Raw genomic sequence first — 23,233 nt, forward strand, 5'->3', positions numbered from 1 at the left:
CTTCAGCTGGCGCGCCGTTCGGCGGCGGTCGCGAGGTCGCCGGGCCAGCGGCCGGAATAGCCGAGGCGGTGGCTCACATGGCGGCAGGCATCCTGCAGCATGGCGACGATGGGCAGGATGGCGGGGCCGGCCGCCTTGGCCGTGGGACCACTGACGCTGATGGCGCCAACGGAGCGGCCCATGCGATCGAGGATGGGAACGGCGACGCAGTAGACGCCGACCACGACTTCCTGATCGTCGATGGAATAGCCGCGCTCGCGGATGCGGCCGATCTCGTCGCGCAGCCGCTGCGGGTCGGTGATGGTGTAGGGGGTGATGGCCTCCAGCGGGGCGGCAAAGACCTGCTCGCGCTCGGTCTCATCCATGAAGGCGAGCATCGCCTTGCCGGCACCGCCGTAATAGAGCGGCCCGCGCGAGCCGATCCGCCAGTCGAGCTGCATGCCCTCGTTGCCGCGCACCTTATCGATACAGACGCCGCTGAAGCCGTGCAGCGCATTGAGGTTCACCGTCTCGCCGGTGGCCGCCGCGATGGTTTCAGCGAAGGGGCGGAACAGGCGAGGCAGCTCGATGCGCTCGAGCTGCAGGCCGGTAATCTCGAGCAGGCGGAAGCTCAGCTCCCACTCGCCCGTGGGGGTGCGGTCGACGACGCCGGCTTCGGCAAGATCGAGCAGCATCCGATGCACCGAGCCGAGCGGCAGCTTGAGCTGCTGCGCCACGGCCCGGACCCCCAGCGGGCCCTTGCGGGCCAGCAGGTCCATGGCCTGCACGGATCGGATGATGCTCGACATGCGCCGGTCGCCCTCGATTACCAATGCGTCTTCTTGGTCGTCGCGTTGGGCGCGATCAGGTTGTCGTTGATGTAGTCCCACTCGATTTCGTAGCCCATGCCCGGGCCCTTGGGCAGGTGCACGTAGCCTTCCGCGTCGATCTTATCGACAATGTTCTTCAGGTACGGATGGGGCTTGTCGTAGTCGACGCCCGGCGCGAGGAGGCCCTTCTCGTAATACTCGGAGGTGTCCTCGGAGGTGGCGCCGCAGACCTGCAGGTTGCCCCAGCCGGCCATGTGCATTTCGCAGCGCAGGCCATAAGCCTCGGCGACGATGGCGGTCTTGCGGGCCCCGGTAATGCCGCCGCGGACCACGTCGATGCGGCTCATGTCGCCGGCGCCGCGCAGAATCCACTCGGCGCGCGAGAACACGCCGCCGGCGACGATCTCGGGGCTCAGGATCGGGATCGAGAGTTCCTTGCTCAGCCGGACATAGCTCTCGACCCGGTATTCCGGCATCGGGTGCTCGTACCAGTAGTAGTTGAGCTTTTCGAGCTCGCGACCGACCTGGATAGCTTCCTCGAGGCTCATGTAGGTGCCCCAGGGATCGTACATCAGCACGTAGTCGGGGCCGACAGCCTCGCGCACGAGGTGGATGGTCTCGATGTCCGCCTTGATGTTGGAGGGGCGGCCCGGGGTCGGGGTGCCGGTCTCGGGGTTCCAGAAATAGTGCGGGTGGATCTTGTAGGCGATGTAGCCTTCGTTTTTGCACTGCAGGGCGTGCTCGGCATAGACATGCGGCTTGCCGATATTGGGGTAGGTCGAGGCGTAGGCCTTCACCTTGTCGCGGGCGCCGCCCATGAGCTTGTAGACCGGGAGCCTGGCGTAGTTGCCGGCAAGGTCCCACAGCGCGTTATCGATGACCGAAGCAACGTTTTCCTGGACATTGGCAACCCAGAGCCACTTCCAGATCATCTCGCGATCCATCGGGTCCTGCCCGACAAGCAGATCCTTGATGCGCCACAGGATTTGCTGCTGATCGACGATGTTGAGGCCTTCGGCGTCGCCATGCGAGCCGCCGCCGAAATAGTGACCCTCGACGCCTTCATCGGTGTGGATGGTCAGCACCGTCTGCATCAGCTGGGTATCCGGCATCGGCCGGGCGTAGCCGACATCGAAGCGGTCGGCATACGTCTTGAACGTCTTGATGGTGATGTCCGAGATCTTCACGGCACTGTCCCTCAGAAAAGGTTGGATTACTCGTAGGCATCGCCGCCGCGCAGGCGGTCGAGGAGGACGGCGGCAAGCAGCAGCAGCCCGACGATGATGTTGACGAAATACGGGCTGATGGCCTGCAGATCGAGAATGTTGGAGACACCGGCCACGGCGAGCAGACCGAGCGCGCCGCCGACCGGATTGCCGACGCCACCGCGCAGGATCGAATAGCCGCCGATCATCAGCGCGGCATAGACCTGGAACTCGAGGCCGAAGCCGGTGGCGCGGGCGGCCGAGCCGAGCTGGGCGGCATAGATGATACCGCCCAGGCCGGCGCCGAAGGACGAGAGCAGCAGCGCGGCGACGCGCACCTTTTTCACCGAGATGCCGGCGCGAGCGGCCGCCTTGTCGTCGCCGCCCACCGCCTGCACATGCCGGCCGACGCGCGTCTTGGTGACGATCAGCGCCATGATCAGGGTCAGCACGATGGCGAGCAGGAAGGCCAGCGGCAGGCCCCATAGCGTCATGCTCACGAGGTTGAACATGTCGATATTGAAAGCAAACAGCGCGCCCTGCGGCCCGAGCATGACCCAGGAGATCCCGCGCAAGGCCACCAGCATACCGAGCGTTGCGGCGATCGGTTCGGCGCCGAAGCCGACAATGGCGATGGCGTTGATGGCGCCGAAAGCGAGGCAGGCGAGCAGCGTCAGTGCCGAGGCGCTGACCGGATCGAGCCCGAAGGTGATCATCAGCGCGAACATGGCCGAGGCAAAACCGACCATCGAGCCAATGGACAGATCGACCACGCCGGAGAGCAGGGCAAAGCCGGAGAAGGCGCCGACCACCAGCGGTACGATGACGAAGGTGCCGATGATCGAGATATTGCCGAAGCTGAGGAATTTCGGCCCGACCCAAAACCAGCCCACCGCCACGACGGCGATGAAGGTGAGGGTGATCGAGGCGACCGAGCCGGTGAGGACGGCACGCCAGTCTTCGCTCAGGCCCGGCCCGGTTGCGGGAGCAGCGGTCACGTCGCTCATGGCGTAGCCTTCCGTGCGCGAAACCCGTCGATGGCGACGGCGATGACGAGGATGAAGCCCTGGAAGATCGACTGGGTGTCCGAGCTCAGGCCGAAGAAGACCAGCGAGGTCGGGAGCGTCGAGAGGAATCCGACCGAGAGCAGCAGCATCCAGAAATTACCGCGCCCGCCGGCGAGCGAAATGCCTGCGAGGATGACGCCGGCGATGATGTTGAGCTGCAGGGTATTGGCCGAGCCGGGATTGAACGGACCGGCGGTAGCGGCGAACAGCACGGCGGCAAAGCCGACGAAGCCACCGGCGGCCATGAAGGTGGCAAAGCGGGTGAGCTTCAGCGAGATGCCACGCGCCTTGGCGGCGGCGCGGTTGCCACCGACCGCGGTCATTCGGCGGCCGTAGCGGGTGCGCGGCACGAGGAAGCCGACGATCAGCACCAGCACCAGCATGGGCCAGAAGATGGCCGGCAGGCCGAGGAAGCTGGCGCGGCCGAAATGATAGATGTCCGACCCGATCGGAACTTCGGCGAGCTGGAAGACGAGGAACAGCGCCGCGAGCCCGATGAAGTTGGTGGCGAGCGTCACGATCACCGGATTGAGCTTGGCGAAGACGATGATGGCGGCGTTCACCGCGCCCCAGGCCATGCCGCTGAGGATGGCGCCGACAATGACCACCGGCAGCGGCAGGCCGGCCTCGGCGAGGCGCACGGCGACGAGGCTGGCAAGGATCAGGTTGGCGGGCTGACTGAGGTCGATGAAGCCGCCCGAGATGGCGACGAGCCCCTGCCCGATGGCGAGCACGCCGACCACGGCCATGGTGAAGGTGATGGCCAGCACCGTCTGATGCGAGATGAAATCGGGGCGATACAGGGCGGTGGCGACGATCAGCAGCAGCCATACGGCGGCAAGCATCAGGCCTGTGCCCCAGCCACCGAAGCGCGCCTTGAGCGGCACTGCCGGCGGGGCAGACTCGATAGCTGGGTTGAGGGACATCGGCGGGTTCCGGTTGGCTTTCAGGCTTAGGCAAGGCCCCCTCACCCGGCCCTTCGGGCCGACCTCTCCCCCACAGGGAGAGGTGGTGGTGTGGCGGGATCGCGCCTCAACTTACCTCTCCCTTGGGGGAGAGGTCGCCGCGTCAGCGGCGGGTGAGGGGGCCTTCACTGCAGTTCAGGTTCAGCCCTTGTTGGGGCAGAACAGATCGTATTCCGTCGTCCCAGCGGGCGCAGCCAGCAGCTGGGCGACGCGTTCGGCCATATCCGGCACGGCTGCAGCCTGCTCGGCCGAGACCGGGCACGGCTGGACCTTCGACGCCGGATCGCCGGCATCGGCCTTGAGCGGGGGCACATTGCCTTCCGCGATCGGCTTGATCACGTCCTTGATGGCGTACACGGCGTAGCCCTCGAGGAAGTAGAACACCGAGCCCTTGAGGTGCGGGTTGACGTTGTCGCCGGTGATGAAGGCGCCGTCCTGGCCCCAGCCGAGGACTTCATCGGCGCGGCCGAGCTGCTCGGCAGCGTTGATGAGGGCGAGCACGCCGCCATCGTTCAGGCCGACCACAGCCATTTTCTTGGCATCGGGATGCGCGGCGAGCAGGTCGCGGGCGGCGGGGAGACCCACGGCGGCATCGCCCTGGCCCTCGAAGCTCACCCACTTCTCATCCGGGATGTCCGGGCAGATGTTCTTGACGCCGGTGCGCATGCCGCCCGTACGCCACTCGTTGACGATACCGGCCGCGGCGCCTTCCGACGAGATCACGAGGTCCGGGTTGCAGTCCCACTGCTCCTTGATCAGCTGGCCGAGCGCCTCGCCACCGGCAATGCCGGCGCCGAGATTGTCGATGCCGACGAAATACATGCCGGGATCGGCGATGTCGTAGGTAACGACCGGGATATTGGCCTGCTTCAGCACGGCCGAGATGGCCGGGTTCGACGAGGGCTGGCCGTTGAACTGGATGACGGCGTCGACGCCTTCCTGCACGAAGATCTGTGCGTTCTTCAGCGCGGTCGCCGGGTCGTTGTTGTTGGACAGCTCGACATAGTCCCAGCCTTCCTTCTCGGCGAGGGCGCGGGCGACGTCGCCCTGGGCCTTCATCCACTCGCAGCAGGTGTTGCCACCCACGGCCATGCCGAGCTTGAACTTGTCCTGCGCCTCGGCGACGCCGGCGAGGCCGAGAACGGCCGGGACCGACAACGCCAGCATGGCGAGTGAGCGGGTCGTGTTACGCATCTTAGGTTTCTCCTCCCAGAATATGCGGCAACGTGACGGATCGTGAGGCAACTGCCTCACGCGGCAACTTGGGCGGCGGCGCGCGCCTCGGGCGAGTCGCCCGGGATGGCGCCGGTGATGAGGCCGACGATCTCGGAGACGTCGGTATCCTTGACGGTGCGGGTGGCGATCGAGCGGCCCAGCCGCATCACGGTGATGCGGTCGGCGACGCTCATCAGCTGCTGCATGTTGTGGCTGACGATGATCACCGAGACGTTCTGCTCGCGCAGGCCGGCAATGACCTCGAGCACCTGGCCGGTTTCGCGCACGCCGAGCGCGGCGGTCGGCTCGTCGAGGATGACGATGCGGCGCCCCCACAGAAGCGCACGGGCGATGGCGAGGCACTGGCGCTGGCCGCCGGACATGCCCTTCACGCCGGCGTTGATCGAGGGGACCTTCACCTTCAGCGAGTTCAGCACGTCGCGGGCGCGTTCGCGCATCTTCCGGTCATCGACGAGGTTGAACAGGCGGGCCAGCGGATTGGTCGAGAGTTCTTCACGGCCGAGATAGACGTTCTGGTAGGCGCTCATGGTGTCGACCAGCGCGAGATCCTGGTAGACGGTCTCGATGCCGGCATCCATGGCGTCCTGCGCGCGCTTCAGAGTCACCGCGTTGCCGTCGATGACGATCTCGCCGCCCGAGGGGGCGATGATGCCGGAGAGGATCTTCAGCAGCGTCGACTTGCCGGCGCCATTGTCGCCGACGAGGCCGAGCACTTCGCGCGGATAGAGCTGCAGCGACGCGTCGGCGAGCGCGACCACGGCGCCGAAATGCCGGGAAATATGGCGTGCCTCGAGCACAGGCGCCGTCGCCTCATTCGCCATCACGATCCTCCCAACGCATCATTTTGTTCCGTATCTGGAACGCGCGTTTCATATTGAGAACACGTAAGCGCGGTGCCACGGCTGTGTCAACAGGCCGCGAAATTCGACTTGCGAATGAGGAGGGGTGTCGCCCTTGAGCGCGGGCGTACCTAGCGTCGGCGGCCGTGCTAGGTCGTCAGTACGCGGTGAAGTACGCCCTTGAGGTGGGCATCGAGCCCTTCGATGGCGCCTTCGATGTCGCCGGCCGCGAGACTGTCGATGATGTCGATGTGCTCCTGCATCGACACCACGGTGTTGGCCGGATCCACCGCCTCCGGATTGGTGAGGCGGAGCAGGTACATCTTCTGGGTCAGCCGGGCATAGTTGACGCTGATCTGGTCGTTGTCGAAGGCATCGACGAAGCTGTCGTGGAAGCGCCGCTCCAGTTGCTTCACAGGAAGCCGATACTGGGCTACGTCATTTACTTGATTGACGAAGTCAATGATTTCCCGGTGCTCGGCGCGCATGGCGTCGATCCAGGCGGGCGAAACCGAGCGGCCGAACTTGCGCAGCCCCTCCTTCTCAAGCACGCCGCGGAACTGGAAGCAGTTTCCGACGAATTTCACGTCGGGATAGAAAATGGTGATGCCGACCTTGCGCCGGACGGTGATCAGGCCCTCGGCCTCGAGCAGGGTCGTCGTCTCGCGCATCGGTGACAGCGACAGCCCGAGCACGCCGCACAGGTCGTCCTGCGTGATCGTCTGGCCCAGCTTCAGGCGGCCATCGACGAGCGCGTCGAAGAAGGCGACGTAGCCCGCGTTGTCGATTTCCCCCCTCATCCCTTTCTCCTAGCGCGGCGAGCGTTGACAGCAATTTCAATCGCATAATACGATCTTATTGACGATAATAAATATATTTAATGCCGTTCCGGCGGAAATGCTGCGGTTCGGGGTGCTCGCAGCGCCGCATAAGTGGGACGGTGGGGACGGAAGGACAGCGCTGTCCATTGCGGATGCCGGAGCGGCATGAGTGGCGGCGCTGGCCTCGTGAGAAGACCGCAACAGCTCATCTTGGGAGGAAGAGCATGACCGATACTACCAATACCAATGGCCGCGGCTGGTCGCGCCGGCGCGTGCTGGGCACGGCCGCAAGCGGCCTGGCGCTGGCTGCCGCGAGCAGCTTTCCGATGCCGGCCATCGCGCAAGGCAAGAAGCTCTCGTACTGGGGCGGCCTGATCTTTTCGGACGAGGCCAACAAGCTGCTGACCGACACCATCAACGCCTGGGGCGCCGCCAACGGCATCCAGACGGAAGTGGTGATGATCAACCAGAACGAGACCGTGCAGAAGGTTTCGGCGGCCGTGTCGTCGAACACCATGCCGGACGCGCTCGACCTCGGCCTCGATCTGCTGAACCTCCTGTCGCGCCAGGGCGTGTTCTCGACCGTCGACGACCTCTACACCAAGATCGGCGATGCGCAGGGCGGCTGGTATGATGGCGTGGGCCGTGCCACCGACACGACGGCAATTGCCGGCGGCCGCACCGGCATCCCCTTCGGCGTCAACGGCAACCTGCTGCTGCGCCGCAAGGACCTGCTGGAGCCGGCCGGCTTCACCGAGGCCCCCAAGACCTGGGAAGAGCTGGTGACGCAGGCTGCCGCGATCAACAAGTCGCCGGTTTCGGGTCTCGGGCTCGCCCTCTCCAATGTCGGCGACGCCAACGTGCAGGTGAACGTGCTGCAGTCCTACGGCGCGCGTATCGCCGATGACGAGGGCAAGAAGGTCACCATCAAGTCCGAAGAGATGCGGACCTACCTCACCTGGCTCAAGGATGCCTGGGACAAGGGCCTGTTCGCGCCGGGCAACACCACCTGGGACGGCGCCGGCGACAACCAGGCGTATCTGTCGGGCCAGGTCGGCTTCATCGCCAATACCGGCTCGGTCGGCATCGCCGCCAGGAACGACGATCCGGAGCTCTACGAAGGCTCGGCCTTCTCGCCGCTGCCGGGCGGCCCGGTGATGACGGTATCGCCGGTGACCCCGAACCTGCGCGCCATCACCAAGAACAGCGCCATGCAGGACGAAGCCAAGGCCCTGCTCGAGCATCTGTCGGGGCCCGAGTTCATGAATGCCTATTTCAACGTGGCCATCTACGGCCCGGTGCTGAAAGCCCAGGAAGGCCTGCAGGCCTTCGACGGCACCAACCCGATCCTCGCCGGCCTGCTCGGCCTCGCGCAGAACGGCACCGCGCCGGCCTATCCGGACGTCTACAACGCCGCCTGGGCCGACCTCAGCTCGAACTTCATCATCCCCAAGATGTGCCAGCGCGTCGTCGTCGACGGCTGGGACTTCGACCGGGCGATGGACGAGGCCCAGACCCAGGGCCAGGCGATCTACGATAAGTACGCCTGATCCAGAGTTCCTCCCTGCCGCGGGTGGCTTCCCAAGCGCCATCCGCGGCTTTTTTCTCATATGTGGTGGCCGATGACCGTAGCGCTCGACCAAGCCAGCCCGCCGCCCAAGCGCTCGCGCTTCGGCGGCGGCTTCAAGCTCAAGCTGTTCGCCTATGCGCTGGTAGCGCCGGTGATCCTGTTGATCCTCGGCCTCGTGGCCTACCCGTTCCTGTTCGCGATCTGGGTGTCGTTCACCGACCAGGTGATCGGCAGCGTCGGCAACTTCATCGGCTTCCGCAACTTCGAATATCTCGCCGGCACCGCCACCTTCTGGGCGGCGATCTGGAACACCATCACCATCGTGGTGGTGTCGGACGTGCTCAAGCTCGTCATCGGGCTGGGCCTCGCCATCCTCGTCCACCAGAAGCTGCCGGGCCGCGGCATCTTCCGCTCCTTCCTGATGCTGCCCTGGGCCATGCCGGCCTTCGTCGCCTTCCTCACCTGGCGCGTGCTGTACCAGCCGATCGGCGGCGGCATCAATCTGATCCTGACCCAGACGGGCCTGCATAGCGAGGTCATCGACTTCCTCGGCCAGCGCTCAACCGCCATGGGCTCGGTGATCGTCGCCTCGGTATGGCGCGGCTTCCCGTTCTGGTTCGTCTCCATCCTCGCCGCGCTGCAGTCGGTGCCCAAGGAGCTCTACGAAGCGGCCATCGTCGATGGCGCCAATGCCTGGCAGCGCTTCTGGAACGTGACGATCCCCTCGATCATGCCGGTAATCATCGTCACGACGCTGCTGTCCTCGATCTGGACGGCCAACGGCTTCGAGCATGTCTGGCTGCTCACCGCCGGCGGCCCGTCCGATGCCACCATGGTGTTCCCGGTGCTCGCCTTCTTCGGCATGCAGACGCAGCGCATCGGCGAGGCGGCGGCGGTCTCGGTCTACATGCTGCCCGTGCTCGCCATCCTCGTCATCTTCGCCACCTCGCTGATGATGCGGAGGGAGGAATAATGGCCACCCTCGCCGAAATCTCCAGCGCGGCACCGGAAAAGCAGGGCGCCGCCGCCCGTCGGCGCCTGTGGACCGGCCGCATCATCGTCTACGCGCTGCTCGTCGTCGCAGTGATCCTGGTGCTGTTCCCGATCTACTGGATGATCATCACCTCGCTGAAGCTGCCGCGCGAAATCTATCGCGTGCCCTCGCTGTGGCCGCAGACCTTCACCTTCAATAATTTCGAGAAGCTGCTCGCCGACGGCCAGTTCCTGCTCGCCATCCGCAACAGCTTCATCGTCGCCTCGGTGGTGACGGTGATCTCGGTGATCATCTCGAGCTTTGCCGCCTACTCGATGGTCCGCTTCCGCTACCGCTTCCGCGGACTGTTCGGCCGCATCATCCTGTTCGCCTACCTGACGCCCGGCTCGCTGCTGTTCATTCCGCTGTCGATCGTGATGGCGCAGCTGAAGCTCGGCAACTCGCTGCAGGGCCTGATCCTCGTCTACCTCACCTTCTCGCTGCCGCTCGCCACGTGGCTGCTACAGGGCTATTTCCGCGGCGTGCCGCGAGAGCTCGAGGAACAGGGGATGATCGACGGGCTGTCGCGCTTCGGCGCGCTGGTGCGGATCGTCTTGCCGCTGTCGGCGCCCGGCATCGCGGCGGTCGCCATCTTCACTTTCACCGGCGCATGGAATGAGCTGTTGTTCGCGCTCGTCCTCACCACGTCGGAAAGCGTGCGGACCGCGCCCCTGGCGCTCAACTACCTCATCACCAGCGACGTGCTGCCATGGGGGCCGCTGATGGCGGGCGCCGTGATCTCGTCGGTGCCGCTGATGATCCTCTACTTCGTCGCCCAGCGCTTCATGGTCGCCGGCATGACCGAGGGCAGCGTGAAGGGGTAATCGATCGCGCCGACCCGGCGGGTTTGAAGAACGTTAGTCTAGATTGGGAAGAGAGAAAGAATGGGTATCAGAGTTGCGGTTGGCCAGTTCCATGAGTTGACCGAAGACCGGCTGAAGTTCGCGGCGCAGATCGGCGTCAACGGGTTGCAGATGAACAACCCGACCCTGCCGGGCGACAGCCGCTGGGAGGAAAAGGACGTCCGCGAGCTGGTCAAGAAGACCGAGGAAGCGGGCCTCAAGTTCGAGGCGATCGAGAACGTCCCGACCCACTTCTACCACAAGGCCATGATGGGCCTCGAAGGCCGCGACGAGCAGATTGAGAACTACCAGGCGACGATCCGCGCCGTGGCGCGCGCCGGCGTGCCGGTGCTGGGCCTGCACTTCATGCCCAACTCGGTGTGGACCACCAACCGCCAGGGCAAGACCCGCGGCGGCGCCAATGCCCGCCAGTTCGACATGAGCGTGGTCGAGGCCCATATCGACGATCTCGAAAAGCTCCGCAGCTTCATGCCGACGACGCTCGGTCGCGCCTCGTCGATGCCGCTGTTCGGCAAGGATGGCCCGTTCATCACCGAGGACCAGATGTGGTCCAACTACGAGTACTTCATGAAGGCCGTGCTGCCGGTGGCCGAGGAAGAAGGGCTGAAGCTCGCGCTGCACCCCGACGATCCGCCGGTGCCGATGCTGGGCGGCGTGGCGCGCCTGTTCTACAAGCCCGAGAACTTCAAGAAGGCCTATGAGCTGGTCGGTAAGTCGCCGTCATGGACGCTCGATCTCTGCCTCGGCTGCTGCTCGGAAATGGTCGGCGGCAAGGAGAACGTGCGCGAGATGATCGAGTATTTCGCGCCCAAGAAGGCGATCTCGTACATCCACTTCCGCGACGTGCAGGGCACGGTGCCGAACTTTGTCGAGTGCTTCATCGGCGACGGCAATTTCGACCCCGCCGAAGTCATGCTGCTGCTCGAGGAGAACGGCTTTGATGGCTTCCTGCTCGATGACCACGTGCCGCGCATGGATGGCGACAGCGACTGGGGCCATCGCGGTCGCTCGCACGCCATCGGATACCTCCAGGGTCTGATCAACATGGCCCAGTTTTTGGGGAAGATGAAGAAGAGCGCGTGAGCGCTCGCTCTTCTCCTCACTCGCTCCACCCACAGGATGTCATCCCTGCGAAAGCAGGGATCCATGGCGCAGCCAGCGCGGGCTGAGAGTTGGACCCCTGCTTTCGCAGGGGTGACAGCCGGTGGGGCGGCAGCCTCGGGACCAATTCAAGCCCCGGCCCCCACGCCGGGGCTTTCGTTTTGCGCCACCGGAACAGACATAAAGATTTCTTTATATCCCCGGTTGCGAGCCTTTTCCGCCTTCAGTATAAGGCCGGCAATAGCTGCGACATGGAGATGGGCCGATGGCCGCGAACAACGACTATCTGGTGCAGGACATTGGCCTCGCCGATTTCGGGCGCAAGGAAATCGGCATGGCCGAGATCGAGATGCCCGGCCTGATGGCGATCCGCGAGGAATTCGCCAAGGACCAGCCGCTGAAGGGCGCCCGCATCGCCGGCTCGCTGCACATGACCATCCAGACCGCGGTGCTGATCGAGACGCTGGTCGCGCTCGGCGCCGACGTCCGCTGGGTCAGCTGCAACATCTTCTCGACCCAGGACCATGCCGCCGCGGCCATCGCCGCCTCCGGCGTCTCGGTGTTCGCCAAGAAGGGCGAGACGCTCGAGGAATACTGGGACTATACCGACCGCATGATGGACTGGCCCGGCGGCCAGACCCCGAACATGATCCTCGACGATGGCGGCGACGCCACCATGCTGGTGCTGGTCGGCGCCAAGGCCGAGACCGACCCGTCGGTGCTCGACAACCCGCACTCGGAAGAAGAGGAAGTGTTTTTCGCGCTGATCAAGAAGCGCCTCGCCAAGGACCCGACCTTTTACTCCCGGATCAAAGCCTCGATCCGCGGCGTGTCGGAAGAGACCACCACGGGCGTGATGCGGCTCTACCAGCTGCAGCAGAAGGGCGAGCTGCCCTTCCCGGCCATCAACGTCAACGACAGCGTCACCAAGTCGAAGTTCGACAACAAGTACGGCACGCGTGAATCGCTGGTCGACGCCATCCGCCGCGGCACCGACGTGATGCTGGCCGGCAAGGTGGCGATCGTGTGCGGCTATGGCGACGTCGGCAAGGGCTCGGCCCAGTCGCTGCGCGGCGCCGGCGCCCGCGTGCTGGTCACCGAAGTCGATCCGATCTGCGCGCTGCAGGCCGCCATGGACGGCTACGAAGTGGTGACATTGGCCGACGCGGCCGGTCGCGCCGACATCGTCGTCACCGCCACGGGCAACAAGGACGTCGTCAGCCTCGACGATATCCGCGGGCTCAAGGACATGGCGATCGTGTGCAACATCGGCCACTTCGACAACGAGATCCAGGTTGCCGAGCTCCGCAACTACAAGTGGACCAACGTGAAGCCGCAGGTCGACATCGTCGAGCTGGCCCCAGGCAAGCGCATCGTGCTGCTCAGCGAAGGCCGCCTCGTCAACCTCGGCAACGCCACCGGCCACCCGAGCTTTGTGATGAGCGCATCGTTCTCCAACCAGACGCTGGCGCAGATCGAACTGTGGACCAACGGGCAGGCGCTCGAGCACAAGGTGCACGTCCTGCCCAAGCATCTCGACGAAAAGGTCGCCGAACTGCACCTCGCCAAGCTCGGCGCGAAGCTGACCAAGCTGAGCCAGGCCCAGGCGGACTATATCGGCGTGCCCACCGAGGGGCCGTTCAAGCCGGAACAGTACCGGTACTGATCCGACTGCTCAGGTCGGTCTCAGCCGCCCAACCACACTCGATGTCATCCCGGCCTCCGAGCCGGGATCCATCGCGCCGCCAGCGCTGGTGGAGAGTTGGATCCCTGCTTTCGCAGGGATGACAGCCGGTGGTCCTGGTGAACTTAAGACCGAACGACAGAGGGCGTCCTGCGGGGCGCCCTTGTTGCATGGACGCGCCGGTGCGTGGGGCCGCCCCCTCCACCGGCTCCGCCGGTCCCCCTCCCCCGTAAACGGTGGAGGATTGGAGAGGCCGGTGCTCGATGTCGCCGTGATCCTCCCCTGCGCAGCGGGGGAGGGGGACCAGCGAAGCTGGTGGAGGGGGCGACCACAAACACGGAACTATCCAAGGGCGCCCACGCGCCGCCCTCCGCATTTTCACGGCACCCACACCGGAAATAATCCCGGCAAATCACCTCCGCGTTAACGAAGCGTTCACTGTTCGGACTCGGGTCAACTCCCAAAGTCGAGCACTTCCCCGCTGTTCACACGCAATTTGACTCTTTTTGCGCGAATCCTCGCCCGGTAATGTCGGGTGATTCGGCGGTTACGGGTTTTGACCGTCCGATCGCGCGGCGATCGATGGGGCTCGACGCGTTCTCGAGTAGTCGCGGTTCTCGCGGCGGCGTAGCGGCATTATCGGTTCAGGGGCAGTGCGTATGAGGCCGGATCGCTTCCGGAGCGCTTGGGGATTCGCGGGTTCGGTGACGAGCCTCCTGGCCCTGCTGACTGCATCGCCCGCCCTGGCCCAGGGCATCAACACCGCCAGCGTCATGGGGGCCGCCCCGATCGCCATCGCATTGGGCGCCGGCGCCTTCGCGCTCATCGCCGTAGCGCTCGTGCGCCGTATCCTCAAGGACAATGAAGCGGCCCGCCAGCGCGCCGGCGAGCAGGTGGCCGGACTGCGCGCCCGGGTCGACGAATACGAGGCGCTGCTGTCGGGCGGGCGCGAGATCGTGGTGCTGTGGAGCGGCGCCGGCCAGGGGCCGCGTTTCCTCGGCCAGGCCTCGGCGCTGCTGCCGCCCGGCCGTCGCGCCGAAGCCGTGCTCGATTTCGGCTCATGGCTGGGTGAATCCGATGCCGACCGCATGGCGCGGGCCATCGAGAACCTGCGCGTCGGCGGCCGCGGCTTCGAACTCAGCCTCAAGGCCAGCGATGGCCGCACCATCCGCGCTTCGGGCTCACTGCTCGGCAATGGCGCGGCACTGCGGCTACGCCCGGCAGCGACGCAGGGCATTGCCGAGATCGCGGCGCCGGCGCCTGTGGCCGCCGCGCCGGTGGCGCCCGATCATTCCACCGCCCGCACCGTGCTGGCGAGCCTGGGCAAACCCGCCTTCCTGCGCGATGCGACCGGTCGGCTGATCTTTGCCAATGCCGCCTATCACGACCTCGCCCGCGCGATGGGCCGGGCCAGCAGCGACAACCAGCCGTGCGAGCTGTTCGATGCCGGGCTGCTGCAGCGCAACCGCGCCGTGCAGGGCGATGCCCGCAAGCCGCAAACCACCAAGGTAACCCTCGGCGAGCTCGGCGATTTCGACGTCGTCGACTTCCCGGTCAATGGCGGTTCGGCGGGTTACCTGCAGTCCCGGCAGGAGCAGGGTCAGAAGGAAGCGGGGCTCTCGCACCTGTCGGCCATCATCGATGCGCTGGCGACGCCGATCGCCATCTTCAACGCCAATCGCGGGCTGGTGCAGTTCAACCGTGCCTACGCGATGCTGTGGGGGCTCGATCCCGAATGGCTGAAGCTCGGCATGGACGAGCGCGCCATCCTCGACAAGCTGCGCACCGATGGCAGGCTGCCGAACGACCCTGACTATCAGGGCTGGCGGGCGCGCCACCTCGAATCCTACCAGCTGCGCGGGCCCAGGGAGCTGGAGCCCTGGCACCTGCCCGACGGGCGCACGGTACAGGTGATCGCCGCGCCCGCCGGCCCCAAGGGCGGCGTGATCTATGTGTTCGAGGACATTACCGACCAGCTCAAGCTGAAGAGCCAGCATCGGGCCGTGCTCGACGTGCAGCGCTCGACGCTCAACGCGTTGAGCGAAGCCGTCGCAGTGTTCGGCACCAATGGGCGGCTGACGCTTTCCAACCCGAAGCTTTCGACACTGTGGAAGCTGCCGGCGAACCTCCTCGCCGACAACCCGCATATCGACCAGATCGCCGATGCGGCGTCGCGGGCCCTGCCCGAGGATGGCGCCACCATCTGGCGCGAGCTCAAGCGTTCGATCATCGACCTCAACCCGACCCGCTCGGACAAGCAGGCGCGCATCACCCGCGCCGACGGCAAGCTGATCGACTATGCCATCGTCCGCCTGCCCGACGGGCAGACTATGATGACCTTCCTCGATGTCACCGAAAGCGCCAACTACCAGCGCGTGCTCAAGGAGCGCAACGACGCGCTGGTCACCGCCGACCGGCTGAAGGACGCGTTCGTGCAGAACGTTTCCTACGAACTGCGCTCGCCGCTCACCAACATCATCGGCTTTGCCGACCTGCTGGCCTCGGGCGTGGCCGGCGAACTCAACGACAAGCAGGCGAGCTACACCAACTATATCCGAGCCTCGTCGGCGACGCTGGGCGTGTTGATCGACAATATCCTCGATCTCGCCAATGTCGATGCCGGCATCGCCGAGCTGCAGCCCGAGCCGCAGAATATCGCGGCGCTGGTCGAAAAGGCACGCGCCGGGCTGAGCGCCACCTTCCCCGAAGTCGATGGGCAGCAGGCGCTCAACCTCAAGGTGGTGATCGAGCCCGACCTGCCGCCCTTCGTTGCGGACGGCACGCGCATCGTCAACGTGCTCTACAACCTGCTGTCGAACGCAGCGCGCTTCTCCGAGCCGGGTGGCGAGATCAAGCTCAGCGTCTCGGGCCGCACCGGCCGCATCCAGTTCGTCATCGAGGACGAGGGCGCGCCGATGAGCGAGGAGATGCGGCAGGCGCTGATCGACCGTAACGACGCACTGGCCGGTGCAGTGCGTCAGCGTGGCGCCGGGCTTGGCCTCGCCATCGTCCGCGCCTTCGTCAACATGCATGGCGGCACGATCAGCCTCGAGCGACGCGAACCGCGCGGCACGCGGGTGATCGTCAGCCTGCCCAGCGATGCGGCGATTGCCGGCGCGGCCGAATAGGGTTTTGCACCGGCCGGGCCTCTCGGCTATGCGAGAGCCATGACGCAGAGCCTGTTCCTCGCCGACGACGACGCCACCGCCGCCCTGGGCCGCAGCCTCGCGACCCTGTTGCGCCCGGGCGATCTCGTGCTGCTGCAGGGCGATCTCGGCGCCGGCAAGACGGCGCTGGCGCGCGCCATCATCCGGGCGCTGGCCGGCGACGACCGGCTCGACGTGCCCTCGCCCAGCTTCGCACTGGTGCAGCCCTACGAAGCCAACGGCCACCCCATCCTCCACGCCGACCTCTACCGCCTCGGCGACGCGCGTGAGGTCGACGAGCTCGGCCTGTTCGACAGGGCGGATGCGATCGTGCTGGTCGAGTGGCCGGAGCGGTCCGCCGAGGTGGTCGCCAACGCCACGGTGCGCGTGGCGCTGTCGGTGCCGCCGGGCGGCGCGGGGCGGAATGTGAGCATCGATTTCAGCGATGGACGGGCGATCTAGGTCGCTGGACTTCCCCGGCCTCACCCGTTCAAATCCCCCACCATGCGCCGCGACTCGCTTTTCTCTATCGCGCCCCACGCGCCTTTCCTGCCGCTGCTCGTGGAGCGCGTGCTGGATGGCACGTTGCTGTCGGGCTGGACGCGGGAAGGGGCGTTCTGGCTGAGCGATGTTACCATCGTGCTTCCGACACGTCGCGCGCGGCTGGCGCTGGCAGCGGAGTTCGCGCGCCGTCTCGGGGGGGCCGCGCTGCTGCCCGACATCCGCACGTTTGGCGGCGAGTACAAGGACGAAGAGCCATTCCTGCCGCCCTACGACATGCCCGCCCTGCCGACAGGGGCATCCGCACTCGAGCGAAGGCTGGCGCTCAGCGGACTGGTGCGCGCTTTTGCCGAGCGTGCGGGGGGCTTCGCCACTCCACCAAGCGCCTCGGAAGTGTTCTGGCTGGCGGACTCGCTCGGCGAAGTAATCGACGACCTCACCATCGAGGGCGTGCCGGCATCTGCCTTGCGACAGCTTGTGCCGGACGAGCTCGCCGGCAACTGGCAGCAGATCCTCGACTTTCTCGACGTCGTGCTGAAGGCGTGGCCAGCCGTGCTGGCCGAGCGTGGCAAGCAGGACGAAGCCGCGGTGCGCAACGAGCGCCTCGCGCGCCAGGCCGCCGCTTCGACTGCGCTCTACGGCGAACGCCCGGTGATCGCGGCCGGTTCGACCGGCTCCATTCCGGCGACGGCGAATCTTCTCGCCGCTATTGCCGATTTGCCGCGTGGGGCGCTCGTCCTGCCCGGGCTCGATACCTCGTTCAGCCCGGATCAGCATGATGCGATGCTGAAGGGCGAGGCGTCGCAGGGACACCCCCAGTTCGGACTGATGAAACTGTTGCGCCGCCTGGGCGCCGCGGTGTCGGACGTCAGGGAGCTGGCCGGCACCCATCCGCGGACGCAACTCGTACGGGCCGCACTGGCGCCGGCGGTTGAAACGCCGGATTGGCCGCGGCTGCGAGCGGCGCTGCCGGTAGCCGGCGCGCTGGACGGCGTCGCGATCATTGCGGCCCGCAATGCCGATATCGAGGCGCGGGCCATTGCACTGGCAGCGCGGGCTGCGCTGGTCGAACGCAAATCGGTCGGAATCATCTCCCGCGACCAGACCCTGGCGCGGCGCATTTCGGTGGAGCTGAAGCGCCATGGAGTGGTGGTGGACGACGCCGCCGGCACACCACTATTCCAATCCGCAGCCGGCCGACTGGCGCGGCAGGTGCTGGCCGTGGCGGACAGCGATTTCGGTGCGGTCGACATCGTGGCTTTGCTGCGCAATGGGTCGGTGACGCTGGGGCGCGAGCGATACGACATCCATCGGGCCGCCAACGATCTCGATGGGCTGCTGCGCTACCAGCGGCCCGAGGCCGGCCTGGATGGGCTGCGCAAGCTGGCCAAGGCCGAACTGCTGACCGAGGTGCTCGATTCGCTCAGGGACGCCTTCGAGCCGGTCATTGCCTTGACCGCGACATCGCAGGTCAGCGCCACCGACCTGGCTTCGGCGCTGATAGCGGCCATGGATGCGCTCACCGGCGGCGGGACGGATATCCCGGGTTACGAGGAGTTGCGGCGGTGGGCCGGCGAGGTCGCGGGCCTCGGCGCGTCCGGCGCCCCCTTCGAGCCACGCTTCCTCGACCAGGTCCTGGCAGCCCTGCTATCCGGAGCGACGGCAGAGGGCAGGCCGACCGAGCGCGACGACATTGCCATCTGGGGAGAACTCGAGGCGCGGCTGCAATCGCCGGACCTGATGATCCTCGCGGGGATCAACGAGGATATCTGGCCGCCGGTCGCCGACCCGGGTCCGTGGCTCAGCCGTGGCATGCGGATCGGCATCGGGCTGGAGCCGCCGGAGCGGCGGCAGGGGCAGGCGGCGCATGATTTCGCCATGGCGATCGGCAATGCCGAGGTGCTGATCGCCTATGCCGAGCGGATCGGCACTTCGCCCGCGCTACCCTCTCCCCTGCTGCAACGGCTCGATGCGTTCATGGGCGCTGAGGCGGCCGAGATGCTGCGGGCGCGTGGGGCGCACTGGCTGGCGCAGGCCGAGGCAGTCGACGCCTCGGGGACACCGCGACCAGCGAGGCGACCGGCACCCAACCCGCCAGCAGACATCAGGCCGCGGCGGCTGTCGATCACCGAGATCGAGCCGCTGATGCGCTCGCCCTATGACATCTACGCCCGCCACGTGCTGCGGCTTCGGCGGATGGAGCCGCTGGGCAAGGAGCCCGACGCGCGTGAGCGCGGAACCATGATCCACAGCGTGTTCGAGAATGCGATCAAGGCCGGCATCGATCTCGAAGCGCGCGAGGCGTTGCGCCAGATGATGGCACTGGCCGAGGAGAAGTTCGCCGGACTCGACGCAATCACCGAGCGGCGCGACATCTGGCTCAAGCGTTTCGAACGGGCGGCGATCCAGTTCCTCGCCTACGAGCGCGAGCGCGACGGCGAGATCGCCGAACGGCACGCCGAAAAGAAGGGCGAGTGGGTCTTTCCCGCACTCGACGGCTTCACGCTTTCGGGTAAGGCCGACCGCCTGGATGTGCGGGCCGACGGCACACTCGAGATCATCGACTTCAAGACCGGCGGCGTGCCGGCGCCCAAGGACATGACGGCGTTCGACGCGCCGCAGCTGCTTCTCGAAGCCGCCATGGCGGAAATGGGCTGTTTCGCCGAGATCGGGCCACGGACGACGAGCGAGCTCACCTATATCAAGATCGGCCTCGGCCCGGCTGCCTTCCAGATCAAGCCGTTCAAGCTGCGCAACGGCATGGCGTTGATGGAGGCGGTACATGAAATCGTGCGGCGCATGCAGGGGCATGTCGATGTGTTCCTGCTGCACGACACGCCGATGACGGCGCGCATCCGCCCGCGCGTGGAAACCGGGCGCAAATCGTACCCGGGCGAGTTCGACCACCTGGCGCGCACCGACGAGTGGACGCTGACGGCCGGGGTCGACGATCCATGAGCGAGCGGCGTCTGCTGAACCCCATGCCGGCGGCGATCGGGCTGGCGCAGGGACAGGCATCCGATCCGGCACGCTCGGTCTGGGTGCGCGCCAATGCCGGCTCGGGCAAGACTTACGTGCTGACGGCGCGCGTGCTGCGCCTGTTGCTGTCGGGCGCAAGGCCGGAAGAGATCCTCTGCCTCACCTACACCAAGGCGGCAGCCGCCGAGATGCGCAGCCGCGTCGGCGCGAGGCTGGGTCAGTGGGCGCTGGCAAGCGATGCCGAGCTCGACAACGACCTCGAGGCGCTGAACGGCACCAAGCCGGAGCCCGGGATGCGGCTGAGGGCACGATCGCTGTTTGCCTACGCGCTGGAGACACCGGGCGGGCTGCGCATCCAGACCATCCATGCCTTCTGCGAGGCGATCCTGCATCGCTTTCCGCATGAGGCGCAGGTGCCGTTCGACTTCAAGGTGCTGGAGGAGCATGAGCGCGACGGCATGCTGCTCGAGGCACGCGAGGCCGTGCTGTCGGCTGGCCTTCGCGGTGGCGGCGAGGCGGCGGCGGTTGAAACGCTTTTCGACCTGCTCAGCGATTTTTCCATCGAGCAGGCCATCATCGAGGCGCTGAACCAGCAGCGCACGCTGCGCGAAGTGCTGGCCGACGTGCCCGCGAGCAAGCGCGAGTTGCGGCGTCTGGTCGGGCGAGTGGGCACGATCGGCGAGATCACCCACGAGATCAGTTCGGGCTACTCCATCTCGGAAGACGACCATGCCCAGCTCTTTGCCATTGTCCGGCCCGATCCGGCCGGCGATAGCTTGGTGGACAAGCTGGCGCGGCTCGACCTCGATCATCCCGATCCGGAAGATCTGCTCGATGCCTTCCTGACCCAGGCCGAGCCGCGCTCGATCCGCAAGACGCTGCTCAAGAAAGCCACGGCGGCGCTGCTCCCGGATGTGGCACAGCGGCTGGCCGACGAGGCGGAGCGGCTGTTCGATCTCTACCGGCAGCTCGTTGCGGCCGAACTGCTGGCGCGCTCGGAGGCGATGCTCGATATCGTCGCCGCCATCTCGGCGCATTACGAAAAGCAGAAGCGAGCGCGCTCGTTGCTCGATTTCGACGACCTGATCGAAAAGCTCGCCGCGCTGCTGACCAACCCCCAGCATGGGCCGTGGGTGCGCTACAAGCTGGACGCCGGCATCAGCCACATCCTCGTCGATGAAGGCCAGGACACCAATTTCCAGCAATGGCAGGTGGTGGATGCACTGGTGGAGGACTTCTTCGTCGGCGAGAGCGCTGCGGATCGGCCGCGCACCATTTTCGCGGTGGGTGACCAGAAGCAATCCATTTTTTCTTTCCAGGGGGCCAACCCAGAGGAGCTGGTGAGCGCGGGCCGGCGCTACACGTACAGCGCGCGGGCCGTGCATGCCGAGGTCACGGACGTACCGCTGCGTCATTCGTTCCGCACGCTGCCCGAAGTGTTGCGGGCGGTGGATGCCGTTTTCAACAACCGCCCCGACCTCAAGCAGGGGGCGATGGAAGAGGAAGGGCTGCTGCACGAGACGGCTCGCGCCGATAGCGGCGGCACGGTGACCCTGTGGCCGCCGATCCAGGATGAGCCGGAGGCCACCGATCCGCATAACTGGCCACAGCAACCGCCGGCCGCGGCGATCAAGTCGGCGCAGCGTCGGGTAGCCGAGCAGATCGCCAGGCGGATCAAGGGCTGGATCGATGCGCGGCGGCCGCTCGGGCCGCGTGGACGGCCGGTGCGCGCCGACGACATCCTGATCCTCGTGCAGGTGCGCAGCGTGCTGTTCCACGAGATCATCCGCGCCCTGATCCAGGCGGGGGTGGCGACGCCAGGCGCCGACCGGCTGGCCGTCACCAGCCATATCGGCGTGCTCGACATGATGGCGCTGGGCGACGTGCTGTCCAACAGCGCCGACGACCTGCAGCTGGCCGCCCTGCTGCGCTCGCCGCTGTTCGACATCGCCGAGGATGACCTGCGCGCGGTCGCGAACACGCGGGCCGAAAAGCAGACGCTGTGGCGGGCCATGGAAGCCAGCGCCATCCCGTCGGTGCAGGCTGCCTTCACCGAACTGAAGGGCTGGCGCAGCCGGCTCGATTTCGAGCGGCCGTTCAACTTCTACGCCGACGTGCTCTACGCGCATGGCGGGCTGAAGCGCATGCGTGGCCGCTTCGGCAGCGAAATCGACGATGTGATGGCCGAATTCCTGGATCTGGCGCTGGCGCACGAGCAGGCCGAGCAGCCGTCCCTGCTGGGCTTTCTCGCCGAACTGCGCTCGCGTGACGTCACCATCAAGCGCGAACTGGCCGACGGTGGCGCCGGCGTGCGGGTAATGACCGTGCACGGCGCCAAGGGCCTCGAGGCACCGATCGTGATCATGGCAGATGCGGCGACGACGGAGCGCGGGCGCGACCGGCGCGCGATCTACATGACCGCCGTGCCGCCGCTTTTCTTCCACGCCGCATCGGAAGCGACCCATATCGAGGCGACGCGCGACTACAAGGACGAGGCAACCGCCGCGCAGCAGGCCGAGTACTGGCGCAAGCTCTACGTCGCCATGACGCGGGCCGAGGACGAACTCTACGTGACCGGCTACCTGACCAGGCAGGGCAAGATCGACGGCAGCTGGTACGAGGCGATCGAGCAGGGCCTTGCGCCGGACAGCGAGACGGTGCGCGATGCCGACGGGGCGGTCGAGGCAGTGGTCTATCCTCGCGAACGCGCCAGCCTCGCGCCGGCCGTGCAACCGGTCCAGCTTACGCTCGACATGCCGGCGCCGTTGGTGTTGCCACCACTACCAGAGCGTGCGGCGCCACAGATCATCCGCCCGTCGCTGGTCGATGGCCCGGCGAACCCGGTCCGCGTGCTGGCGACGCGGCTCGAGGAGAGTCTCGATCCGGCCACGGCGCGCGAGGCTGGCACGGCGTTGCATACTTTGCTGCAGCATCTGTCGCGCGTGCCAGACGGACAGCGCGCAACTGTGGCGGCAAATGCGCTGGCGACGCTATTGCCAAGCGCGCCGCACCTGCATGCGGACGTGGCAAGACGGGCCATCTCGATCCTGACCCGTCCCGACCTCGCGCACCTGTTCGGACCGAACAGCCGGGCCGAGGTTCCGTTCCTCGCCGATGCACTGCGCAAGGGCGAGCGGGTGACGATCGCCGGGCGCATCGACCGGCTGGTCGAGACGCCCGAGGAGATCCTCCTGGTCGACTTCAAATCCGATGCCAACGCAGTGATGGAACCGGCCGCCATACCTGCGGCTTATCAAAGGCAGCTCGGGCTCTATGCGCTCGTTGCACACCAGCTTTTCCCTGACCGGGCGGTCAGCGCGGCTATTCTCTGGACTAGCTTGGAATCGCTGGTAAAATTGCCGCCGGCTGCTTTGGCGGAAGCGGCCGGGGGCTTCACCATCCGGTGACGTTCGT

At 66.3% G+C, this 23,233-nt stretch carries 16 protein-coding genes; 9 read left to right on the forward strand and 7 right to left on the reverse strand.

Annotated features, from left to right (window positions below; translation table 11 throughout):
* Nucleotides 1–2: 2 nt before the first annotated feature.
* The 7 genes from AC3A6I_RS17185 to AC3A6I_RS17215 form a co-directional block, all read right to left on the reverse strand.
* Nucleotides 3–788, reverse strand: a complete 786-nt coding sequence (locus AC3A6I_RS17185; RefSeq protein WP_487545083.1) for an IclR family transcriptional regulator — start codon at nucleotides 786–788, stop codon at nucleotides 3–5.
* Nucleotides 789–805: 17 nt separating this feature from the next.
* Nucleotides 806–1,996: an enolase C-terminal domain-like protein gene (locus AC3A6I_RS17190; RefSeq protein ID WP_487545084.1), complete on the reverse strand. Its 1,191-nt coding sequence runs from the start codon at nucleotides 1,994–1,996 to the stop codon at nucleotides 806–808.
* A gap of 26 nt (nucleotides 1,997–2,022) precedes the next feature.
* On the reverse strand, nucleotides 2,023–3,021 hold the full coding sequence (locus AC3A6I_RS17195; RefSeq protein WP_487545085.1) for an ABC transporter permease: 999 nt from the start codon (nucleotides 3,019–3,021) through the stop codon (nucleotides 2,023–2,025).
* Nucleotides 3,018–4,007 (reverse strand): ABC transporter permease, encoded by a 990-nt coding sequence (locus tag AC3A6I_RS17200; RefSeq protein WP_487545086.1) that lies wholly within the window; start codon nucleotides 4,005–4,007, stop codon nucleotides 3,018–3,020. The genes AC3A6I_RS17195 and AC3A6I_RS17200 overlap by 4 nt, the downstream gene beginning before the upstream one ends.
* A gap of 180 nt (nucleotides 4,008–4,187) precedes the next feature.
* The gene (locus AC3A6I_RS17205) at nucleotides 4,188–5,240 is read right to left on the reverse strand and encodes a sugar ABC transporter substrate-binding protein (RefSeq protein WP_487545087.1); all 1,053 of its coding nucleotides are present in this window, start codon (nucleotides 5,238–5,240) and stop codon (nucleotides 4,188–4,190) included.
* Nucleotides 5,241–5,296: 56 nt separating this feature from the next.
* A complete protein-coding gene (locus AC3A6I_RS17210; RefSeq protein ID WP_487545088.1) occupies nucleotides 5,297–6,103 on the reverse strand; it encodes an ATP-binding cassette domain-containing protein in 807 nt (268 codons plus the stop codon).
* A gap of 167 nt (nucleotides 6,104–6,270) precedes the next feature.
* Nucleotides 6,271–6,921 (reverse strand): GntR family transcriptional regulator, encoded by a 651-nt coding sequence (locus AC3A6I_RS17215; protein ID WP_487545089.1) that lies wholly within the window; start codon nucleotides 6,919–6,921, stop codon nucleotides 6,271–6,273.
* A gap of 245 nt (nucleotides 6,922–7,166) precedes the next feature.
* On the opposite strand from AC3A6I_RS17215, the gene AC3A6I_RS17220 reads away from it, so the two are divergent.
* From AC3A6I_RS17220 to addA, 9 genes are all read left to right on the forward strand, one after another.
* Nucleotides 7,167–8,492, forward strand: a complete 1,326-nt coding sequence (locus tag AC3A6I_RS17220) for an ABC transporter substrate-binding protein (RefSeq protein WP_487545090.1) — start codon at nucleotides 7,167–7,169, stop codon at nucleotides 8,490–8,492.
* A gap of 72 nt (nucleotides 8,493–8,564) precedes the next feature.
* Complete coding sequence (locus AC3A6I_RS17225; protein ID WP_487545091.1) at nucleotides 8,565–9,485, forward strand: carbohydrate ABC transporter permease; 921 nt, start codon at nucleotides 8,565–8,567, stop codon at nucleotides 9,483–9,485.
* Nucleotides 9,485–10,369, forward strand: a complete 885-nt coding sequence (locus AC3A6I_RS17230; RefSeq protein ID WP_487545092.1) for a carbohydrate ABC transporter permease — start codon at nucleotides 9,485–9,487, stop codon at nucleotides 10,367–10,369. The genes AC3A6I_RS17225 and AC3A6I_RS17230 overlap by 1 nt, the downstream gene beginning before the upstream one ends.
* A gap of 60 nt (nucleotides 10,370–10,429) precedes the next feature.
* Nucleotides 10,430–11,491, forward strand: coding sequence for a mannonate dehydratase (locus tag AC3A6I_RS17235; protein WP_487545093.1), 1,062 nt, complete (start codon nucleotides 10,430–10,432; stop codon nucleotides 11,489–11,491).
* Nucleotides 11,492–11,774: 283 nt separating this feature from the next.
* Nucleotides 11,775–13,175: an adenosylhomocysteinase gene (ahcY, locus tag AC3A6I_RS17240; protein ID WP_487545094.1), complete on the forward strand. Its 1,401-nt coding sequence runs from the start codon at nucleotides 11,775–11,777 to the stop codon at nucleotides 13,173–13,175.
* A gap of 722 nt (nucleotides 13,176–13,897) precedes the next feature.
* Nucleotides 13,898–16,321, forward strand: coding sequence for a sensor histidine kinase (locus AC3A6I_RS17245; protein WP_487545095.1), 2,424 nt, complete (start codon nucleotides 13,898–13,900; stop codon nucleotides 16,319–16,321).
* 39 nt (nucleotides 16,322–16,360) lie between these two features.
* The gene (gene tsaE / locus AC3A6I_RS17250) at nucleotides 16,361–16,801 is read left to right on the forward strand and encodes a tRNA (adenosine(37)-N6)-threonylcarbamoyltransferase complex ATPase subunit type 1 TsaE (RefSeq protein WP_487545096.1); all 441 of its coding nucleotides are present in this window, start codon (nucleotides 16,361–16,363) and stop codon (nucleotides 16,799–16,801) included.
* Between the two features lie 42 nt (nucleotides 16,802–16,843).
* Nucleotides 16,844–19,798 carry a double-strand break repair protein AddB gene (gene addB, locus AC3A6I_RS17255; RefSeq protein ID WP_487545097.1) on the forward strand — a complete coding sequence of 985 codons (2,955 nt, stop codon included), beginning with the start codon at nucleotides 16,844–16,846 and terminating at the stop codon, nucleotides 19,796–19,798.
* Nucleotides 19,795–23,226: a double-strand break repair helicase AddA gene (addA, locus tag AC3A6I_RS17260; protein WP_487545098.1), complete on the forward strand. Its 3,432-nt coding sequence runs from the start codon at nucleotides 19,795–19,797 to the stop codon at nucleotides 23,224–23,226. The genes addB and addA overlap by 4 nt, the downstream gene beginning before the upstream one ends.
* The last annotated feature ends 7 nt before the right edge of the window (nucleotides 23,227–23,233 follow it).

It is taken from the genome of Devosia sp. Soil_C_22 (genome assembly GCF_057657195.1).